This is a genomic window from Aquimarina macrocephali (genome assembly GCF_051627225.1).
GTDB classification, from domain to species: Bacteria; Bacteroidota; Bacteroidia; order Flavobacteriales; family Flavobacteriaceae; genus Aquimarina; species Aquimarina macrocephali.
On the sequence record NZ_CP151795.1, the window covers coordinates 3,887,679 to 3,905,660 of the forward strand.

Genomic DNA, 17,982 nt, shown 5'->3' on the forward strand with positions numbered 1-17,982 from the left:
TAAATTTCCTTTTTAATGTTGGTCAATTAAAATAGGATTTCCATCAGGATCCGTAATCATAAAAGATACAGGTCCTTCTTTCTTATCCATACCATTCGACATTGTAACTGTAATTCCTTCTCCTTTTATCTTTTTATGAATACCCCGGGCATTTTCAGAATTAAAAGTTAATGTATTGCTAGGAAACATTTCCTGAAACAAACCAATTTTTGAATTTCCATTTTTAAGGATAGCCCATTTTTGATCCAAATTACCATCAATCATTGTAAAACCTAGTTTTTCATAAAAGCTTTTAGAAGCTTTAATATCTTTTACTGCTAATGAAATTGAAAAAATACCGAGATCCATGTTTTTTATATTTTTGGTTATATACCAAATGTACGACCTTCTTTTTTTCCATGTTTTGTCGGATTGAATGTCGAATGAGGTGGTGATAAGTTCTCCTTCTTTTAAACTAGAAAGATGCCTGTGAACATTTTTACTACCATTGGGGCTTATGAATTCCTGAATCATTTCAGTTTGATTTCCTTCTTTTTGAGTCATAGGGCCGATTCCAACCGTACCATCACTGCCATATTGAGCGACAATACCTTGGCTTTTGAAAAAATCCCAATATTGACGAAATTTCCAAAAGGTTCCCTGTTTTTTTCCATTTATTAATCCATAGAGTTTACCTGTGATACTTTGTTTCCCGATTCCCCATTCCCAATCCATACCATACTGATCAAAGGGTTCATTTTTACTTTTATATGTTTCATTATCAGTAATCCAGCTCCCTATGGATTGCTCCATGTTTTTAACAAACCAATCTGGGATTTTTTGTTGAGAAAATACAATTTGTGAGGATATTAAAAATATAAGTATTGTGATATATGCTTTCATGATATTGATTTTATTTTTCTGCTATTTTCTGCCAGTTATTTAATAAAAACTCAGTGTCTTTTTCAGCTTGTCCTGTTCCCATGGATAAGAAATATCCACTTAGGAAAGGGCTCTTGAATTCATAAGAGAAATCTAGAAAAAGACGGGTTTGCATAGCGCTTATTGCTTCTAATTTCCAGGAACCGGATAATGATTTTAAAGGAAAAGGGTAGTCTTTTTTTTGAGTGTTTACAACAAACTGAAACTCTTTACCAGGATTCCATAATGTACAGGTTTCTTCCCAACTGCTTCCATCTGGTGCACTACAAACACGTTTCATACCTAAACCTTCTCCTTCAATAATCTCGACATGATTAATACTGGGGGCCGTTACTTTGTGGTAGTTGCCTACATCAGAAATTACTTCCCAAACCTGATCTTTGGGAGCATTAATGATTCGTTCGGCGGTAAAGTGTTGTACACCTTTGGCTTTTGGATATTGAACAAAACCATATACAAGTATAATGACAATATCGAGTACTAGAAATAGTGCTATTCCTTTTAAAATTTTACGTATCATGACTATTTGTTTTATTGTTTCTACATCATAAAAGTACCTGAGAAAATCACGGGAAGCCTTGAAAATAGGGAACACTTAATTAATTGAAACTCATTTGTTATATATTCTATCTAATTCAGTTTTTCATTTAATTAAGTAGTACTATTTTTATGATATGAATAGTATAGAGTCTTTTGCATTTGGAATTACTTTTCTATTAGGAGGAGTAATTGTCGTTGGTAGTTTTGTTGTTTTGGTTATTTTGAAAAGTACTTCACTTAAACAATCGAGATATTTTCTCGCGATAGCTCTTTTTGGACTTATACAACATTTGTTTACCTATTTATTGTTTACTACTCAACTGATCAAGCAATGGCCGCATATGTTGGGGATTGGATATCCATTGTTATTTTTGGTAGGCCCCTGTTTTTATTTATTTGTGAAGAGTTATGGAGATTCTTCTTTTAGATTAAAGAAAAGAGATAGTATTCATCTTTTGCCTTTTTTAATGATGTTGATACTTCTTTTTCCCAGATATTTAGGGAGTTCTGAAGAAAAGCAAGAAATTATACAATACTATTATGATATTTTACCTGGTGGTGCAGTAGCCTTTTCTGATTGGTTACAAGCAAGTTTACATTTGATTTTGTTGTTGTTCTATGCGTTGGCAACCTTAGTAATGATGTATAAAAAAGATAAAAAGAATAGTATATTATTAAAACGATTTGGTGTATTGTTAATGATTTTAGCTTTTACAGAAATCGTATTACAAACAGGTTTTTTACTTACAGGAGCTTCAGCAATAACCGCAGAAATTATTCTTTCTGGATTAATGTCAATAACTATATTATTACTAGGATATTGGATTGTGGATATAAAGCAAATTCTCCCTGTGTTGGAAGGGAAAAAATATAAAACATCACCATTATCTGAAATGCGATCGCTGGAGATACAACAACAAATACAGACATTTTTTGAAAATGAAGATTGGTATCTAATATCTAACTTCAAAATTGCAGATCTGTCAAAAACTATTGATGTACCATCTCACCATATCTCACAGGTATTGAGTGAGAAAATGAGTTCTAACTTTTATGAAATTATTAATCATCATCGTATTAAGAAGGCTAAAAAAATGCTGCAATCGGGAGCACTACAGAAAATATCCGTTCAGGCTATTGGAGAAGAGTGCGGGTTTAGTAGTAAAACCAGTTTTTACAGAGCGTTTAAAAAAGTAACTTCGATGACTCCAACAGAATATCTTGGTAAAGGTGCTAAGAAACACGATGCTACTACAAATTAATTTTTAATTACTTCAGAAGATTAAAATGGAAATATGAATATTACCCAGATACCATACTTTTTACTACGGCCCAGTTCCCAGTATCTTTAGACTCTTCAGAAGCCATACCTATAGCTTGTAATTCTGCAACCAGATGTGCATTTGCAAAACTTGGATTTCCACTTTCTATAGCATTTAAAAAATGAGTTATTGATTCTCTCATTCCGGGCCAGTCTGCATAAGGTTGTAATGCAGGGAAATGTTCTGTTAAAGATTTTTCTTTAGTTCTTAATTTCAGTTCTCCTGTTAAAATATCTATTTGGATATCTCCTTTGCTACCAATAATCTCTACCGTAATTACCAGTTTATCTACACTATCTATATTAACTTTTAATTCACCCCAAATACTGTTATAATCAAAAAGACCAGTACTTCGACTTTGTCGTCTTCCATCGGTTCCTTGACCATCCATAATAAGAACACGTTTTGGTGTAGCATTTAGTAAAATGTTAAGAACATGAACATACCAGAGTGATAAGCGATTAATGTTTGTTGTATCCTGATCGGGTTCAGGTCCCCAATTAGACCTTAAATCAATACTTACAGTTTGTGTTTTTCCAATAGCTTTATTTTTTATAAGTTTAGCTGCTTCTGCTATAACAGGAATAAGTCCTAATTCTAGATCGGCATGTGTAATTTGTGGAGCATTTATCAACTTCTTCAGTACTTTTGGTATCAAATCTCTGGTATGACCAATAGGAGGTTCATAAAAAATAGCCTTACCAGAATCTAATGCTTCCATTACAATTTTACCATGTAAAGCATCAGGAACTGCAATCATTATGGCATCAATCGAGGGTGAATTTAATAAGTCTTCATAATTACTATATACATCAATGGTATTTCCAAATTGTGATTTGATAGCTGCGATGGTAGTATCACTTTTTGCAGAAATGGCAACAATATCGGCTCTTCCGTCATATGTAAGAGCTGGTATATAAGCGTCTTTAACCCAATTGCCATACCCTATGATTCCAATTTTAATTTTAGACATGCTTAATTTTTTTATTCTTTTTGAATACTATTATACATAAACCGATTTGCAAGAATAATGCAAGACTATTGGTAGTCCATAAAGCGACTGCTTCAAATCGAAGGCCATAGATAGCCCAAAATGAATACACAAATAGCCAACCCATAACATAACCGGGTGAAAGACTACTAGATTGTTTTGATTTATATTCTTTAATGATTTGAATAGCAGTTATAACGCAAACAAAAAAACCAATAGAAAAACCGATAATTTCAAATATTGATTCTGGTATAGATTGTAAAAAGTTCATTTTATATGGTTTTTATGATTGCACATGGATTTCCAAAAGCTAATGTATTATCAGGAATATCTTTAGTTACTACCGAACCTGCTCCTATGGTAACATTGTTACCGATAGTAACTCCGGGTAATATAACGCTGTTTCCGCCTATCCATACGTTATCTCCAATTTTTACAGGACTCGTTAATGTAGTAAAGGGAGCATTGCCAGAGTTTTGTATTCTATCAGAGGCTTTTACAGGATGTTTTGCCGTATATATTTGAACAAAAGGCGCAATTAGCCCGTTTTTTCCAATGGTTATTGTATTATCATCGATAAACATGCAATTGGTATTTATTACTGTGTTTTCTCCAACAGAAATATGCACTCCATAATCACAAAAAAAAGGAGGTTCGATCCATGCGCCATCTCCAATATGTCCTAATAAATCTGATAGTGTTTGTTTTTTACCTTGGGTATCTGTAGAATCCAGAGCATTGTATACCTGCATTAATTTTCTGGCATTATGATACATTTCGATTAATTCTGGATCTCTCGTATCATAGGATTCACCAGCCAGCATTTTTTCTTTTTCGGTCATATGCATGTTTTCTTAAATTAAATAACGACCGTACAAAATTAGCTTTGTTTTAGAAGAATATTTTTTACCTATGTTAAAAAATGTTGTTTAGCTCTTAATCTACTTAAAGTAACTTGAGTAACTCCTAAAAAAGAGGCGATATAGCCTAGTTTTACACGTTTAAATAAATCAGATTTCTCTTGAGTAAAAGTATCGTAGCGTTCCTTAGCCGATTGTGTAGCCAGGGCAATATGTCGTAATTCTAGATCAAGAAAAGCTTTTTGATGTGCTATTCTGGACCAATTTGCAATTTCAATATTGGTTTTATACAATAAATTTAATTCATGTACAGGAATAGCGTATATAACAGAATCTTCTAATAAGTCTACATATTCGAAACCCGGTTTGTTTTCATAACAACTTAACATAGAAAAGGCTAATTCTCCTTCTTTACTAAACCAGGTAGTAGCTTCTTCTCCATCAATAATACAATAAGAACGAGTCAACCCTTTTTCTATGAAATAATAATTCTTATCAACCATCCCACTTTTAATAAGTACATGCTTTTTAGGAAGATCTAGTTTTGTCATCTTACTTGTTAAAGATGCTATAGAAGCATCGCTTACAGCATACATACTTTTTATACTAGATATAATTTTTTCCACGTTTTTAAGGTATAGTTCTTATTTCCAAAAGTAAGAATTTAGTATTATCCCTTACCTTATTTTGTATAATAAACGAATTTGGTATATCTCTTTTACCGTTTTGAACATAAGTAGCTTTGATCAAAGCTCTTTAATTGTTAAAAACTATAAGAAATATAGAGAGATTAGTTTGTGTTCATGTAGATTTCACATAGTTTTGAAAGACTACTTTATAGGATTGCCCAACAGATAATTTTATATCTTTAATTATTACCGAATGAGAATCAAAAGCCGAAATATGATCTACATTAATAATAGTTGATTTATGAATCTGTATAAACTTATTTCCTAATTCATCCAGGGCATTTTTAATCGATTGTCTGGCCAGAATATTTTTATCTTTAGTAATATAGCTTATATAATTACCATCTTTTTGAAGATATAAAATGTCCTCGATCTTAGTTTTAAATTGTTGTTGACCACTTTTTATATAGATGATACCATTGGCTACTTCTTCTAATTTTGGTTCTTCAATAGTGTCTTTAATTTTAAGTACTGCTTTCAGAAAACGTTCAAATGAAATGGGCTTTAATAAATAATCAGTAACCTGATATTCATAACTTTCTACGGCATACTCAGAATACGCTGTTGTCAATATAATTTTAGGAGGATTTTCTAGTGTTTTTATAAAAGAAATCCCCGATAATTGAGGCATGTTGATATCCAGAAATATTAAATCTACATCGTACTCTTTTAAAAACACTAATGCTTCAATAGGATTTCTAAAGCTATGAATGCATTCTACAAAAGATAATTTTTTGATATAGCCCTGCAATAACTCTATAGCGTTAGGTTCATCGTCTATAATTACAGCGGTGATCATGTGGTAAGATTAATATTTAATAGTACATAAAAGATATGCTCATCTTCCCTGATATCCAAATTATATTGATTTGGATAGATCAAATGCAGGCGTTTTTTTACATTTTCTAAGCCGATACCAGAGTATTTTTTTTCGAATTCGGTCTTTTTAAGGTGATGTTTTGAGTTTTTAACTTCCAAATATAGTAGGTTATCTTTAAGCCCAAGTTTGATATGAATAAAAGAGTCGGACTGGATATCAAGGCCATGTTTAAAAGCATTTTCGACAAATGGAATTAATAGTGTAGGCGCAATTTTTGGATCTTCATCATTTGTTTCTGTACTAAATGAAATTTCAAAAGGATCTTCGGTACTATATTTTAGTTTTTGAAGAGCAATATAGTTTTCTATAAATTCAATTTCTTTAGAAAGTAATACTTGTTCTGCTTGAGTATCATAAATCATGAATCGTAGTAGATCAGATAACTTAGTGATTCCCGAAGAAGTCTCAGCATTTTCTGAACGTTCTGATATCGCTAATAAGTTGTTTAATGCATTAAACATAAAGTGTGGATTGATCTGCGATTGCATCAATTGTAATTCGGCGCTTATCTTTTCTTTTTCTAATGTTTGTTGATGTGTTTCCATTTTTAGTTGATGTCTTATCATTCCATAGACCACTGCAGCAATAATAAAAAAGAGGTTATAAAATATAAAAAATCGTATCATCATAGTATGAAACGTCGTATTCTGAAGATATACAACTCCCAACTCAATTAACAGAAGATCGGCTAAACCTAAAAGGAGTAAACCAGAAAAAACCAGGTACTTTTTAGACGAATAGTATCTTGGAGTTAAGTAAAAAGTGACGATATAAAAGAAAGGAATAATACTTATCATTCCTATAAAATTTGGAAGAATAAAAATCCCCATTTCTATGGTTTCCTGTACTATGACACCATCTACATCTTCTACTGTATTTTCAACTATTCCTATCTCGGTAGTCAATAATAAAATAGCAACAGCGGCAATCCAGAATAGAATATTCAGGAAGACCTCGATCCATCGTTGTAAAGTTATTTGTGGTATGCTCACAATTCAAAAGTATAGATAATTGTTGAATCGATTTTGTAAAAGTGCTGTACTCTTGATTTTTGGTACAAAACCAAAAGATTTTGGTAGGAATACATTTGACATCTTGGATTTTGAAGTAGGTAACTTAGTTTTTACCTAGGTAACATTTTGTTGTAAACTATTGATAACCATTTTAATATTGTTTCTCAAAACCATTAAAAAAGAACAGATGAAACATGTATTTAAAATAATAGGACTAATATGCCTTCTACTATCTTGTAAACAAGAACCAACAGTAGCACAAGTAGTTAGTAGTGACACCGTAACCAATAAAGAGAAATTATCAGATTATCTAAATGAACTAGAAAAATCAGGGTTTTCTGGAAGTGTTTTGGTAGCCCAAAAGGGAAAAGTCCTGTTGGAAAAGGGATATGGATATTCTAATCGCGAAAACAAAATCAAAAGCACTTCAGAAACTGTTTTCGATATAGGTTCGATTACCAAACAATTTACGGGTGCTGCTATTTTAAAATTAGAAATGCAGGGAAAGTTATCTGTAGAAGACAAACTCTCTAAATATATCTCTAATATACCCGTTGATAAAAAAGATATCACATTACACCAGTTACTTACACATTCTTCTGGATTTCAATCAGGAATAGGAGATGATTATGAACGTATTTCTACTCAAGAATTTATTGAAGAAGCTTTTAAAAGAAAATTACTATTTAAGCCAGGAACCAAGTTTATATACTCTAATGTGGGGTATAGTTTCTTAGGAATTGTTATTGAGAAAGTTTCGGGAACATCTTACGAAGAGTATTTAATGAAACACTTGTGGAAACCTTCTGGGATGGACCATACCGGATATAAAAAGCCTTCATTTAAAGATATAGCAGTTGGATATCGTAAAAATAAATATTGGGGAAAACCTACAGATAAAAAATGGGATGTTGATGGGCCGTATTGGCACTTAAAAGGAAATGGGGGAGTACTATCCACTACACAAGATATGTATAAATGGCACCAGGCATTGTTAGGAGATAAAATTTTGGATGCTACAGCAAAATCCAAGTACTACGACAAACATATTGAAGAAGGAGAAGGAGCTGGATCATATTACGGGTATGGATGGGCTATTTTTCCTACACCTCGCAATACAGAATTAATTGCTCATAATGGAGGTAATGGGATTTTCTTTGCCGATATGTGGCGCTATCTCGAAGAAGATATTACCATTATTATAATGACTAATGCAGTACAACGTAAATTCGAAAATATTGCTTCTCAGGTAGCAGGGATACTTTTAAAACCTGATTTCAACCCTATTGTTAGTGAACAATCAAAGGGAACAATAATCGGAGAAATGGCAGATCAATTAGTAGATGAATTTATGAAGACAATGAATCAAAATGACCAAAATGCCTGGAAATCTTTTATAGAAAATAGAATGACACCTACTTTTAAAAATTCTTTTTCTATAGAGAAACATATAGCAATGTTTAAACAATTACATGAAGATCTTAAAGGAGGAAAGATCGTACAAATCATGGTAAAAGAAAATGAAGTAATTCTTGGTGTTGAAACCAACAATGAGGTAGAACAGATTCTATTTGATGTTATTCCTAATGCTAAAGGAAAATTAAGAATAGAAGGGATACGATAAAATATAATCTAATAACCAACATCTGGCATTGTTGCTTTGTATTCTGTAGATATAATAAAATTTCATTTTTCGGGTCTGAACAATTATTAATAATTTACGATAACAAAAAAACAGTCACATTATAAGTGACTGTTTTGATATTACTTATATTTCACGGATTACAAATCCGAGCTATCAGGATTTAAGGTGCAAATCCACACCATCGGGGGGCATTGTTAGGTTTTCTTCTTATTTAATCAATCTCTAAATATGCTGTTGTAGATTCATGTATGCTAAATATGAATGGTACGTATGAATTGAAGCAAAAAGTATAGATGCTAAAATATAAATCAAACTTATCCTTGGAATAGGGATAATTGATTGTATACCAATCATTGCAATTCCAATAAAAATAAAGATGGTTGTATATGCAGGAGCCATAAATCCTATTAAACTTCTACTCCATAAACTATCACTAAAGTAAATCTGTAAAATCCAAGATAAAAAATAAATTAGAAGAGCACCTAAGTAAACTACTAACCCTATTTTTTGAGTTTTAGTTTGAAAAGAAAGTATCATTAATAGTGGGAGGAGGAAGACAATTATTCTTAGAATATTTTCAGTTATATTTAGCCAAAATGGAATATCATCCCAAATATTTTTAGATGTATAGCCTTTGGGTAAATATTTATAAAGAGCTATATTCCATATAAATAAGGGCAATACAAGTAAAAAGCAATTAAGTAAATACTTTGACATTTTTTTTAGGTTTAACTTCAGTTTATTTTGTCAACTTTTGAATCACTTCATCATATTTATTATCCATACACACTTATGTCTGTTGTCATAATCTTTCCTCAAAACACTAAAAAGGCATTGCATTTACATAGTGTTAGCTGTTGGCTTTTATCTTATTCTTTGGTCTAAATGGCTTTATAATATCTTCATTACATTCTAAAAATGGTCCATCCATTAAATCTATACAATATGGAATAGCTGGAAAAACGGCACTCAAACACTCTCTTATCGATTTTGGTTTTCCAGGAAGATTAACTATTAAACTTGATTTTCTTAGGCCGGCAGTTTGTCTTGAGAGGATAGCAGTAGGTACATATTTTAATGATTCTGATCTCATAAGCTCTCCAAACCCAGGCATCATGCGATCACATACGGCTTCAGTAGCTTCTGGTGTCACATCTCTTTTAGAAGGACCTGTACCTCCTGTCGTAATTACTAAACAGCAATTTTGATTATCAACCATATCAATGATTGTTTTTTCTATCAAATCTTGTTCATCTGGAATAATTTCGTGTAAATCTGTCCATTCAGAATTCAAATATTCATTTAGAGTATCTATGATTGCTTTTCCACTCTCATCTTCATAAACCCCAGCGCTAGCTCTATCGCTAACTGTTATAATTCCTATTTTAATTTTTAACATATCTTTAATATAAGCTTCTTTGTTTATAATTATTGGCTTAAAGTATAAACCCTGTTTTAATAGGGTTTATACTTTGTTGTAGCGTGTTTAAATTCATTTTTATTCTGTTGTAATAGGCTCATTTTGATTGCTTTTTCAAGTAGTTTAGGTTCACTCCCAGGGCCTATAGTTAGAAGTTTTGATCCTGTTATTGGTACTCCATTAAACGGTCTAATAAGTACTTCACCATTTGGAGTTCGTTCAAAATAAGTATACTCTTCTTCATTTCCAATTTGAGTACAGCCTTTTACACGTAGGATACTTTTTGGAAGTGCATTACAAATATCATAAATGCAATTTGAATTCGGTAAACTTGGTAGATCAGTAGAGCAGGAAGACCAATGAGTTTTAAGGTGTTCAAACTTTTGAGGATTGTTTTTAGATGGGGAGAGTTTAGGAATAAGTGAAACATCAATTTTATCCATGTTTATAATTTCTGCTAATGGGTTGAGTTTATGTAGTTCTTTAACTACAAAGGTTAACCTGTCTAATGGTATATTTTCAATATGTGTTAATACAATCAAAGAAGATACCTGAATCTGATTTGCTTCAAGTTCATTATGTTCTCCTCTTTTTTGCCAATTTTTAACGTCAACAACCGATATTTGAACAGGTGGTAGAAACCGGTCGTTGAGACCAACTCCAAGAAAGCTCATGAGTGAACAGGCATCAGAAGTACCGTTAGCTTCAATAAGCGTTATTCCATTAGTTCGCTTAGGAATTCTATTGACAAAATCTCTAAGTTCATTTATGCCACTACAACAAATACAACTGCCACTAAGTGCCCTGACTTGTTTAGATTCTATTTGCTCGATAAATTGTTGGGCATCAAGATTTGCATTTTCATAATCATTAAGAATAATAAAAGGTTTCCAACCTTTGTCAATATAGCCGATCATCAAGTGTTTTAATAATGTGGTTTTTCCTGCTCCCAAAAAACCAACAACTGTAATAATAACTTCCATATCTTTTCAGTACGTGTTTTTACTATTTTTCGTATACACCACACAAATATTTCTACCCGATAGTGTGGATTTGCACCTTAAATCCGTGCTTTTAAAATTTCAAAATAAATTTAAAACAATCGTATCTATAACTAGTTATTATGAATGTATTTTAACAAAAAACAATCACATATAAGTGACTGTTTTGATATTTTGGCATGTTTCACGGATTACAAATCCGCGCTATCAGGTCTGTTTTGATATTTTGGCATGTTTCACGGATTACAAATCCGCGCTATCAGGATTACTATGTTAAATGCTAGGTTCTAATATCACTCAGCTGCTATGATAGCATACATTTTTCTAATCCCATATAGAATTTCCTGTCCGTAGTTTCCATATTGTATTATTGTCTACGAGTTTTAGAGAAGAGTTGTTTAGGATTTCAAAAACAATATTATTTTGAAACCCCAATGTGTTTGATGATGAGTATATCACTACTTTATTATTCTCGATTTTATAATTAGAAGAATATTTTATGTCGGTAAACACTATTTCTACATTTTCAGTATCAATAAAACTTAGTTCTTGATGACAGTTTATAAAAAAATTAGGGTCAGTTTGCGCATCTATACATTCTTGTTCGGTTTCAAAAAAAAGATAGTCAAAAGTTTTTCCGATAAATTCAATCTTCTGGGAATCATCATCATTTGAACAGCTTAAAAGCAATACTCCAAAAATTGATAGTAAAAAGTATTTTCCCATTTTCGTTTTTTATATAGATTCCTTTTTTAAGAAAAGGTTGTGTGTGTTTAAATGTATCATAGCTATTGTTAGCTACTGGTTTTTACGATTCTTTATTAGTCCATAAATTATATTAATCGGAAAAATGAGTTGCCCTAAAATCATGAGAAGTATTATTACTGTTATGACTAAAGTGAGATTATTATTGAATTTATATTCTATTATTTCTTTCCGATAAAGTTGATTCAAAATAGGCACTAATATGACTCCGCCAAAAGTGAGTACAATGTGAGCCCAATTCAGCCATTTTGAAAGTTTTCTATTAACTTTTTGCATTATCCAATATCCAAGTCCTATTATTCCAAAAAGAATAGAAATCAGCGTAGCTAAATAAAAATAGTCAATTATATAATAAGTATCGTGAATATTTATATCCAATACTGCGCCTCTACTCAAAAATCCAATTAACATTATTATCGGAATTGTAAGTAAAAAAATCAGATGTGGTTTTTTAAATAGTTGGTTCATTTCTTAACTTACGGCTTAGGATTAATATATAGCAGATTATGTTTTGTTAGTGGTTTTTATTTTTTTCAAGCCAATCCATTCGTGTTCAATATCCTTCATCAAAAGTGCATTATCAAATTTCACAGAACCTTTTGGGAAAATGTTTTCATTCTCAAAAAAACTCGATCGAACCTCTTTTACATCTAATAGAGATACTTCCCAGTTATATGCTTTGAGTTCTAATCCGTCAAAGTCATTTTTATCTGGAGAATATCCAATTGAACCATTCTCGAAAAAATCAGAAACACATTTCAGGTTTTCAAATACACTTTCTTTATTCCAGTTGTTAGTTTCTCCTGCTACAATTGATAAAGAGGTTTTGTCATCACTAATAAACGCCACATTATAATTTCCGTCGGATTCACTAACAGTAAATTCTGCAATGTGATGAATTCCAGGAAAGATAGTTCCTCCTGCCAAAGAGTTTAGTTTCGAAGAGGTATCTCTTCTTGGAATATATACACCTTCTTTTAATACCCCGTTTTCTGTCCATTCAACCGCAATTCTGTGAGCTCCGTTTTCAGAAGAAATTCCGATTTGTTTTGGTAATCCTTTAGGTCTAATTTCTTTTAGTCTTATTAAACATATTCCAGCAATACCTTTTCCATTAACTAGCTTAGGTTTAAATGGTTTTGGTAAATAGTTTTCCAAAACTTCTTTGTCAACTTGATAGTTGATAAGAATTCGTCTGTCAATTATTCCTTTTATTTTCGGTATTTTCATCTTTTGGTAATCATTACTAATGTTTAATATATGTGTCGTAGCAGAGCAAAATGTTATCAAGTCATTAACTTTTTCTACGTTGTTGCTAGTAGTTTTATTTCAGTTAATACTTTTTCCACATTGTACTTCAATTCAACTTCTCCGTTTATTCTCAAAACTTTACAGTCTAGCAATTTAATCCAATTATTGTGAATTTTTAATGTTCTTCCGTTAAAACTGGAGTTTTCATATTGGTTTGCCCATTCTAAGAATGCATTTGAATTTCTCTGAATTTTTTCGTCTGTTAAAAGCTTGTCTCCGTAGCGTTCGGTTTCTCGTTTTTTTAGTCGCTTCATTCTCTCTTTGTTTTCCAATCGGATAAAAACCGCTAAATCAAATGCTATCTCCCATTCTTTTCCCCAACTTACCATTGAGCCACTTACGATTACATTCTCAAATTTGTTAAAATCTGCTTTTAGTTTTTTATTCCGTTCGGTTAAGGGTATTTTTTCTTGAAAAAGTAATTTTGTTTTTTTCCAGTAATAATCGTCAACATCCAAATGCTTAAAATTTGACCTTCTTTCAACCTCTTTTCCCAAAGTTGTTGTCCCAGAACCTGATGCTCCGAATATTAATAATTTCATTTGTTAGGTTTGTGTTTTATTAAATGTAGACCGCTAGATAAAACCCAAGCAGCAATACTAAAAGTGAAAATTCTAAAGCCTGTTAGACTCGTAAATACAAATCCCGTTAATCCTCCAATGATTGCGAAGAGTGTAATGAAAACACCCAAAAACCCAATCCATTTCGGCAATTTATCTTCAATTAATACTATAACGGAATATATAAGTATTGCAATACAGCAAGCGATAATGAAGATGTAATCTAGCGGAATATTAATCGAAAAACTGAAGTTGGTAATTGGCTTCAACATTTCCAAATTGTCATCTAATCTATTTGAATATTGATTTAGGAAATAGGGTAAAACGAGCCCGTTAAATAAAGCTGCAAGCATTGCAGCAATTAGTCCAAATGAGATGATGATAAATGCCAGAATAGAAAGTCTCCATTTATCTAAAATACAAATTGTAAGTCCGTAAAAACCAAATAAAATAATAGGTAAACTAAATATAGCTAATGAATGAGCAATCATAATTGTTTTAGAAATTTTAATAATATGCTCAATACCACCACCACTTGGATGTAACACCATTGTTATAATAATTAGTAGTGCTCCAGAAATAAGTGAGATGCCAGTACTCTTGTAAAAATGATTTTTCATTGAATTGATATTTAGTATGAAAAACAAATATCAAAGGTTCAAAGAAAATTATCACTTGATTGAAATCAAGAAATAAATCACTTAATTCTTTTTCTTACTCTACTTAACGTTTCTGGTGTAATTTTTAAGTAAGATGCTATTATTTTTTGTGGGAACTTATGAATAAGCTTAGGTTTACTTTTAAGCAGATGATTATATTTTTCATCAGGCGTATTGTTGTTATCAAAAAAATCGATTCGTGATGTGGACTCTTCTAATATTTTACCCATTTGAAGAAAGCTTTGTGATAATCCAATTAATTTGTGCATTGATTCTATTGAAAGTTCATAGACAGAACTGTCTTCGAATGCTTGAATCGAATACTTTGATGGTGTTCTGGAAGTAAAACTTTTATGGCTTATTACCCAATCATTAGAAATGTAAAGGTCAATAAAATTTTTATCGAGGTTTGAGTCAGTATTATATTGATAAAGACTACCAGAAATCACAAAGTAAACTGATGAACAAGTATCGCCTTTTTTTAATAAAAAACTATCTTTTTCAAGTTTCCTATATTGAAGCTCTTGCCTGAGAAGTGAAGATTCTTTTTCTGAAAATTCTCCAGCTTTTTTAAGAAGTTCCAAAATTGATTCATCCATTAGTTCAATTATTTCTCGAAGTTGATTTTTTAAATTACAGGTAATAACTAAAAATAGTTACCATAGTAATTACATTTCCTTTATAAGAGTAGCTAAATTAATAAATCTTTTATGGCTTAAACCTTTTCTGTATCTGCTGATCAGATTACTAGTGGCATGCTTATTTTCAAGATCAAGTTTAGATACAATTTTGATCTAAGTATGAGATACTTGATCTAAAAGTTTTTGTGTCGATAAAATTGTAGCAAATTCATCTTTTAGACTTGCTATTGCAGTATCATGGATTAATTGCGCATCGTAGTTTTGACCATTAGCACCTACTTTATTAAAAGTGGCAACAGCATCTTCTATCAAATAGGTCTTAAATCCAAAATTACCAGCCATTCTGGTCGTAGTAGATACACAATGATCTGTGGTTAATCCTATAATAACCAGAGTGTCTATGTTTTTTTGTTCTAATTGTTCTTTAAGATTGGTCCCTATAAAAGCACTATTCACATCTTTTTCGATAACGGATTCATGTGGTAGCGGAGTATTAAAATCCATAAATTCATTACCTATATTACCTTTAGCCAGGGGAGAAGCTGGGGAAGTAGAACAGTGTTTGATATGAAATACAGGAAGATGATGTGCTCTCCAAAATACCAGGAGCTTCTCCATATTGGTTTCTGCATCAGGATTGTTACGTTCTCCACCCCAATGTGCTATGTTTTCAAAACCTTTTTGAATATCTATTAATAATAATGCCGGGTTACCACTTTTTGATAGTTTCATAGTTAATTTATTACGTGTGCTTTCTAAAAAAGATATCTCTGTTTTACCCTAAATAGTATAGGTATGCCTTGTTTTTTTAGAGTTATACTACGGTATTTACAAAGATAAATTTTATGGGTTAAGAATGATTAGATTATAATTTTCTTTTACTAATCATTTCAAAAAAAGGTTTACGATACGTATCACTTATGGGTAATGTCTTATTGTGAATATGAACATGTAAAGAATCTGTCTTGATAATGTGATTGATTGAAACAATATATGATTTATGAACCTTAATAAAGGTAGTAGAAGGCAGAGTGCTTTCTATATGTTTTAAGGTACTATATGTAATAATTTGATTATTCGATAAATGAATAGCTACATAATTTTTTAGGCCTTCTATGTATAAGATATCATTTAGATATACTTTTTCATAATTGTTTTTACCATCGGTTTTTATAAATACGTATTCTTTTGTAGATACATTATTAGGAGAGAACTCTTCTTTTTGCTTTACCTTAAGAACAGCTTGGTAAAAACGATCGAATTCAAAAGGTTTTAATAAATAATCCACGGCATTTAGATCATATCCTTCTATAGCAAATTGTGGATACGCTGTAGTAAAAATAATCTGTACTTTATCTTTGATGATTTTTGATAATTGAATACCGGATAAATCCGGCATCTGAATATCCAAAAAAACTAAATCAATAGCATCGTTTTCGATATACTTTAGAGCTTCCAGAGCTTTTGTAGTACTGGCGATATGTTCTAAAAACGATATTTTTCCTACATAATTTTCTAACAAACGTATTGCTGGCGGTTCATCATCTACAATAAGACAACGTAATGATGATGTATTCATAGTGGTATTTTTAAATAAGCCTCAAAATAAGGTTTTTCTTCTTTATGGTATAGTATGAAATCATTTTTAAAAAGAGCGGTTAACCTTTTTTGGATACTTGAATATCCTACTCCTTGCTCTACATACTTTTCTGAAGTAGAAATTTTGTTTTTAGTGCTGATTTCAATAGCATTTGGAAGGATGGTTATTGTAATATTTGCCTTAGCAGATTTGTCATTAACGATCCCATGTTTAAACACATTTTCTATAAAATGAATCAATAGCATGGCGGGCACCTCCTGATTTGTAACACTTCCATTTACCTGGTAGTCTACTGCTAGATTATCCTCATAACGTTTTTGAAAAAAGTAAATATAATCGGCAATAAACTTAAGATCCTTTTTTAGTAGTATTTTATCCTGTTGGGTTTCATAAGTCACAAATCGTAACAAATCCGAAAGCCTATGAATGTCTGCCGCGATTTTAGGCTGACTCTCTATAAGTAATTCTGAGTAAAAACTGTTAAGTGTATTAAAAAGGAAATGCGGTCCTAATTGTGATTTAAGCAAGCTTAACTCTGCTTTTTTATTTTCAATTTTTAATTGATGAATCGCTTCTTTATGATCTACAAATCGAAAGAAAAGATATATGGCGGTACTAAACAACAAGCATTTTGAAGCATAGTATGAGTTATCAAATACATAGTACCCAAAATGGCGAAAGTTATCTCCATAATTATGCAACCCAGTAATAGAATATAGTAGTACTTCTTCAAGAAGATAACGGATACCTGCAAATAAAAACACCAATATGATTACACCAATGATATATTGCATAATACGCTTTCGCGAAAGCATCAGTGGGCATAATACCTTATAATTAATCACATAAATACTAAAGAAAGTGATATACATTGTTATTCCAAACAAGTATATAGGGTAATCAAAATATTCTGCCCAACTACTTTTTTGCTTGTAGATATAATCTCCATATAAATCCATTATAATAATTAATATGCCAAGCAGTATGTGATATCTCCAACGGTATTTGAATACGATCATAATTCAAAAATAGTATTTTGAATATTCAATTTATACGTTTCTGGTTACAATGCTCTTTTTCTTTATACAAACTCGGTAAACTGTACAACCAAATATCAAATAGTTCTTTTATCTGCCTTTTGTCCGGTAAATATCGGGATAGGTG

Annotated in this window: 22 protein-coding genes; 2 read left to right on the plus strand and 20 right to left on the minus strand. The window is 31.4% G+C overall.

The window, feature by feature from the left end:
- Positions 1-12 precede the first annotated feature (12 nt).
- Both AAFU52_RS16900 and AAFU52_RS16905 read right to left on the minus strand, forming a co-directional pair.
- On the minus strand, positions 13-882 hold the full coding sequence (locus tag AAFU52_RS16900) for a VOC family protein (RefSeq protein ID WP_438422759.1): 870 nt from the start codon (positions 880-882) through the stop codon (positions 13-15).
- A gap of 10 nt (positions 883-892) precedes the next feature.
- Complete coding sequence (locus AAFU52_RS16905) at positions 893-1,441, minus strand: type II toxin-antitoxin system RatA family toxin (RefSeq protein ID WP_438422760.1); 549 nt, start codon at positions 1,439-1,441, stop codon at positions 893-895.
- A gap of 154 nt (positions 1,442-1,595) precedes the next feature.
- Here AAFU52_RS16905 and AAFU52_RS16910 point away from each other — a divergent pair, with 154 nt between their 5' ends.
- Positions 1,596-2,723, plus strand: coding sequence for a helix-turn-helix domain-containing protein (locus tag AAFU52_RS16910; protein ID WP_438422761.1), 1,128 nt, complete (start codon positions 1,596-1,598; stop codon positions 2,721-2,723).
- A 40-nt stretch (positions 2,724-2,763) separates the two neighbouring features.
- On the opposite strand, the gene AAFU52_RS16915 is transcribed toward AAFU52_RS16910, so the two are convergent.
- The 6 genes from AAFU52_RS16915 to AAFU52_RS16940 all read right to left on the minus strand — a co-directional run bounded on the left by AAFU52_RS16915 (position 2,764) and on the right by AAFU52_RS16940 (position 7,195).
- Positions 2,764-3,756, minus strand: a complete 993-nt coding sequence (locus tag AAFU52_RS16915) for a Gfo/Idh/MocA family protein (RefSeq protein WP_438422762.1) — start codon at positions 3,754-3,756, stop codon at positions 2,764-2,766.
- Positions 3,749-4,045: a SemiSWEET family transporter gene (locus AAFU52_RS16920; RefSeq protein ID WP_024770225.1), complete on the minus strand. Its 297-nt coding sequence runs from the start codon at positions 4,043-4,045 to the stop codon at positions 3,749-3,751. Before AAFU52_RS16920 ends, AAFU52_RS16915 begins: the two co-directional genes overlap by 8 nt.
- Before the next feature lies 1 nt (position 4,046).
- A complete protein-coding gene (locus AAFU52_RS16925; RefSeq protein ID WP_438422764.1) occupies positions 4,047-4,616 on the minus strand; it encodes a sugar O-acetyltransferase in 570 nt (189 codons plus the stop codon).
- 68 nt (positions 4,617-4,684) lie between these two features.
- The gene (locus tag AAFU52_RS16930) at positions 4,685-5,260 is read right to left on the minus strand and encodes a Crp/Fnr family transcriptional regulator (protein WP_438422765.1); all 576 of its coding nucleotides are present in this window, start codon (positions 5,258-5,260) and stop codon (positions 4,685-4,687) included.
- A gap of 175 nt (positions 5,261-5,435) precedes the next feature.
- Positions 5,436-6,122, minus strand: coding sequence for a LytR/AlgR family response regulator transcription factor (locus AAFU52_RS16935; RefSeq protein ID WP_438422766.1), 687 nt, complete (start codon positions 6,120-6,122; stop codon positions 5,436-5,438).
- A complete protein-coding gene (locus AAFU52_RS16940; protein WP_438422767.1) occupies positions 6,119-7,195 on the minus strand; it encodes a sensor histidine kinase in 1,077 nt (358 codons plus the stop codon). The genes AAFU52_RS16935 and AAFU52_RS16940 overlap by 4 nt, the downstream gene beginning before the upstream one ends.
- Positions 7,196-7,403: 208 nt before the next feature.
- On the opposite strand from AAFU52_RS16940, the gene AAFU52_RS16945 reads away from it, so the two are divergent.
- Positions 7,404-8,840, plus strand: coding sequence for a serine hydrolase domain-containing protein (locus AAFU52_RS16945; protein ID WP_438422768.1), 1,437 nt, complete (start codon positions 7,404-7,406; stop codon positions 8,838-8,840).
- A gap of 243 nt (positions 8,841-9,083) precedes the next feature.
- On the opposite strand, the gene AAFU52_RS16950 is transcribed toward AAFU52_RS16945, so the two are convergent.
- The 12 genes from AAFU52_RS16950 to AAFU52_RS17005 all read right to left on the minus strand — a co-directional run bounded on the left by AAFU52_RS16950 (position 9,084) and on the right by AAFU52_RS17005 (position 17,777).
- Positions 9,084-9,578, minus strand: coding sequence for a hypothetical protein (locus tag AAFU52_RS16950; RefSeq protein WP_024770896.1), 495 nt, complete (start codon positions 9,576-9,578; stop codon positions 9,084-9,086).
- A 133-nt stretch (positions 9,579-9,711) separates the two neighbouring features.
- Complete coding sequence (mog, locus tag AAFU52_RS16955) at positions 9,712-10,260, minus strand: molybdopterin adenylyltransferase (RefSeq protein ID WP_438422769.1); 549 nt, start codon at positions 10,258-10,260, stop codon at positions 9,712-9,714.
- 56 nt (positions 10,261-10,316) lie between these two features.
- Complete coding sequence (locus AAFU52_RS16960) at positions 10,317-11,264, minus strand: GTP-binding protein (protein ID WP_438422770.1); 948 nt, start codon at positions 11,262-11,264, stop codon at positions 10,317-10,319.
- Positions 11,265-11,606: 342 nt separating this feature from the next.
- Positions 11,607-12,008, minus strand: a complete 402-nt coding sequence (locus AAFU52_RS16965) for a hypothetical protein (protein WP_024770898.1) — start codon at positions 12,006-12,008, stop codon at positions 11,607-11,609.
- Positions 12,009-12,080: 72 nt separating this feature from the next.
- Complete coding sequence (locus AAFU52_RS16970; protein WP_024770899.1) at positions 12,081-12,515, minus strand: cbb3-type cytochrome c oxidase subunit I; 435 nt, start codon at positions 12,513-12,515, stop codon at positions 12,081-12,083.
- A gap of 36 nt (positions 12,516-12,551) precedes the next feature.
- Entirely contained in the window at positions 12,552-13,277 is a 726-nt protein-coding gene (locus tag AAFU52_RS16975; protein ID WP_024770900.1) for a DUF2071 domain-containing protein, read from the minus strand.
- A gap of 74 nt (positions 13,278-13,351) precedes the next feature.
- Positions 13,352-13,900, minus strand: coding sequence for an AAA family ATPase (locus AAFU52_RS16980; protein WP_024770901.1), 549 nt, complete (start codon positions 13,898-13,900; stop codon positions 13,352-13,354).
- Positions 13,897-14,538: a hypothetical protein gene (locus tag AAFU52_RS16985; RefSeq protein ID WP_438422772.1), complete on the minus strand. Its 642-nt coding sequence runs from the start codon at positions 14,536-14,538 to the stop codon at positions 13,897-13,899. Before AAFU52_RS16985 ends, AAFU52_RS16980 begins: the two co-directional genes overlap by 4 nt.
- A 77-nt stretch (positions 14,539-14,615) precedes the next feature.
- Positions 14,616-15,176: a Crp/Fnr family transcriptional regulator gene (locus AAFU52_RS16990; protein ID WP_024770903.1), complete on the minus strand. Its 561-nt coding sequence runs from the start codon at positions 15,174-15,176 to the stop codon at positions 14,616-14,618.
- 195 nt (positions 15,177-15,371) lie between these two features.
- Positions 15,372-15,950 (minus strand): cysteine hydrolase family protein, encoded by a 579-nt coding sequence (locus AAFU52_RS16995; protein WP_438422773.1) that lies wholly within the window; start codon positions 15,948-15,950, stop codon positions 15,372-15,374.
- Positions 15,951-16,083: 133 nt separating this feature from the next.
- Positions 16,084-16,797 (minus strand): LytR/AlgR family response regulator transcription factor, encoded by a 714-nt coding sequence (locus tag AAFU52_RS17000; RefSeq protein WP_438422774.1) that lies wholly within the window; start codon positions 16,795-16,797, stop codon positions 16,084-16,086.
- Positions 16,794-17,777 (minus strand): sensor histidine kinase, encoded by a 984-nt coding sequence (locus AAFU52_RS17005; RefSeq protein ID WP_438422775.1) that lies wholly within the window; start codon positions 17,775-17,777, stop codon positions 16,794-16,796. Before AAFU52_RS17005 ends, AAFU52_RS17000 begins: the two co-directional genes overlap by 4 nt.
- Positions 17,778-17,982 lie beyond the last annotated feature (205 nt).

What these genes read in the sequence shown, in the direction of transcription:
- AAFU52_RS16960 (WP_438422770.1), bottom strand. Translation starts at nt 11,264, where the DNA reads ATGGAAGTTATTATTACAGTTGTTGGTTTTTTGGGAGCAGGAAAAACC.
- AAFU52_RS16920 (WP_024770225.1), bottom strand. Translation starts at nt 4,045, where the DNA reads ATGAACTTTTTACAATCTATACCAGAATCAATATTTGAAATTATCGGT.
- AAFU52_RS16950 (WP_024770896.1), bottom strand. Translation starts at nt 9,578, where the DNA reads ATGTCAAAGTATTTACTTAATTGCTTTTTACTTGTATTGCCCTTATTT.
- AAFU52_RS16965 (WP_024770898.1), bottom strand. Translation starts at nt 12,008, where the DNA reads ATGGGAAAATACTTTTTACTATCAATTTTTGGAGTATTGCTTTTAAGC.
- AAFU52_RS16910 (WP_438422761.1), top strand. Translation starts at nt 1,596, where the DNA reads ATGAATAGTATAGAGTCTTTTGCATTTGGAATTACTTTTCTATTAGGA.
- AAFU52_RS16935 (WP_438422766.1), bottom strand. Translation starts at nt 6,122, where the DNA reads ATGATCACCGCTGTAATTATAGACGATGAACCTAACGCTATAGAGTTA.
- AAFU52_RS16985 (WP_438422772.1), bottom strand. Translation starts at nt 14,538, where the DNA reads ATGAAAAATCATTTTTACAAGAGTACTGGCATCTCACTTATTTCTGGA.
- AAFU52_RS16900 (WP_438422759.1), bottom strand. Translation starts at nt 882, where the DNA reads ATGAAAGCATATATCACAATACTTATATTTTTAATATCCTCACAAATT.
- AAFU52_RS17005 (WP_438422775.1), bottom strand. Translation starts at nt 17,777, where the DNA reads ATGGATTTATATGGAGATTATATCTACAAGCAAAAAAGTAGTTGGGCA.
- AAFU52_RS16990 (WP_024770903.1), bottom strand. Translation starts at nt 15,176, where the DNA reads ATGGATGAATCAATTTTGGAACTTCTTAAAAAAGCTGGAGAATTTTCA.
- AAFU52_RS17000 (WP_438422774.1), bottom strand. Translation starts at nt 16,797, where the DNA reads ATGAATACATCATCATTACGTTGTCTTATTGTAGATGATGAACCGCCA.
- AAFU52_RS16925 (WP_438422764.1), bottom strand. Translation starts at nt 4,616, where the DNA reads ATGACCGAAAAAGAAAAAATGCTGGCTGGTGAATCCTATGATACGAGA.
- AAFU52_RS16905 (WP_438422760.1), bottom strand. Translation starts at nt 1,441, where the DNA reads ATGATACGTAAAATTTTAAAAGGAATAGCACTATTTCTAGTACTCGAT.
- AAFU52_RS16980 (WP_024770901.1), bottom strand. Translation starts at nt 13,900, where the DNA reads ATGAAATTATTAATATTCGGAGCATCAGGTTCTGGGACAACAACTTTG.
- AAFU52_RS16995 (WP_438422773.1), bottom strand. Translation starts at nt 15,950, where the DNA reads ATGAAACTATCAAAAAGTGGTAACCCGGCATTATTATTAATAGATATT.
- AAFU52_RS16970 (WP_024770899.1), bottom strand. Translation starts at nt 12,515, where the DNA reads ATGAACCAACTATTTAAAAAACCACATCTGATTTTTTTACTTACAATT.
- AAFU52_RS16945 (WP_438422768.1), top strand. Translation starts at nt 7,404, where the DNA reads ATGAAACATGTATTTAAAATAATAGGACTAATATGCCTTCTACTATCT.
- AAFU52_RS16975 (WP_024770900.1), bottom strand. Translation starts at nt 13,277, where the DNA reads ATGAAAATACCGAAAATAAAAGGAATAATTGACAGACGAATTCTTATC.
- AAFU52_RS16915 (WP_438422762.1), bottom strand. Translation starts at nt 3,756, where the DNA reads ATGTCTAAAATTAAAATTGGAATCATAGGGTATGGCAATTGGGTTAAA.
- mog (WP_438422769.1), bottom strand. Translation starts at nt 10,260, where the DNA reads ATGTTAAAAATTAAAATAGGAATTATAACAGTTAGCGATAGAGCTAGC.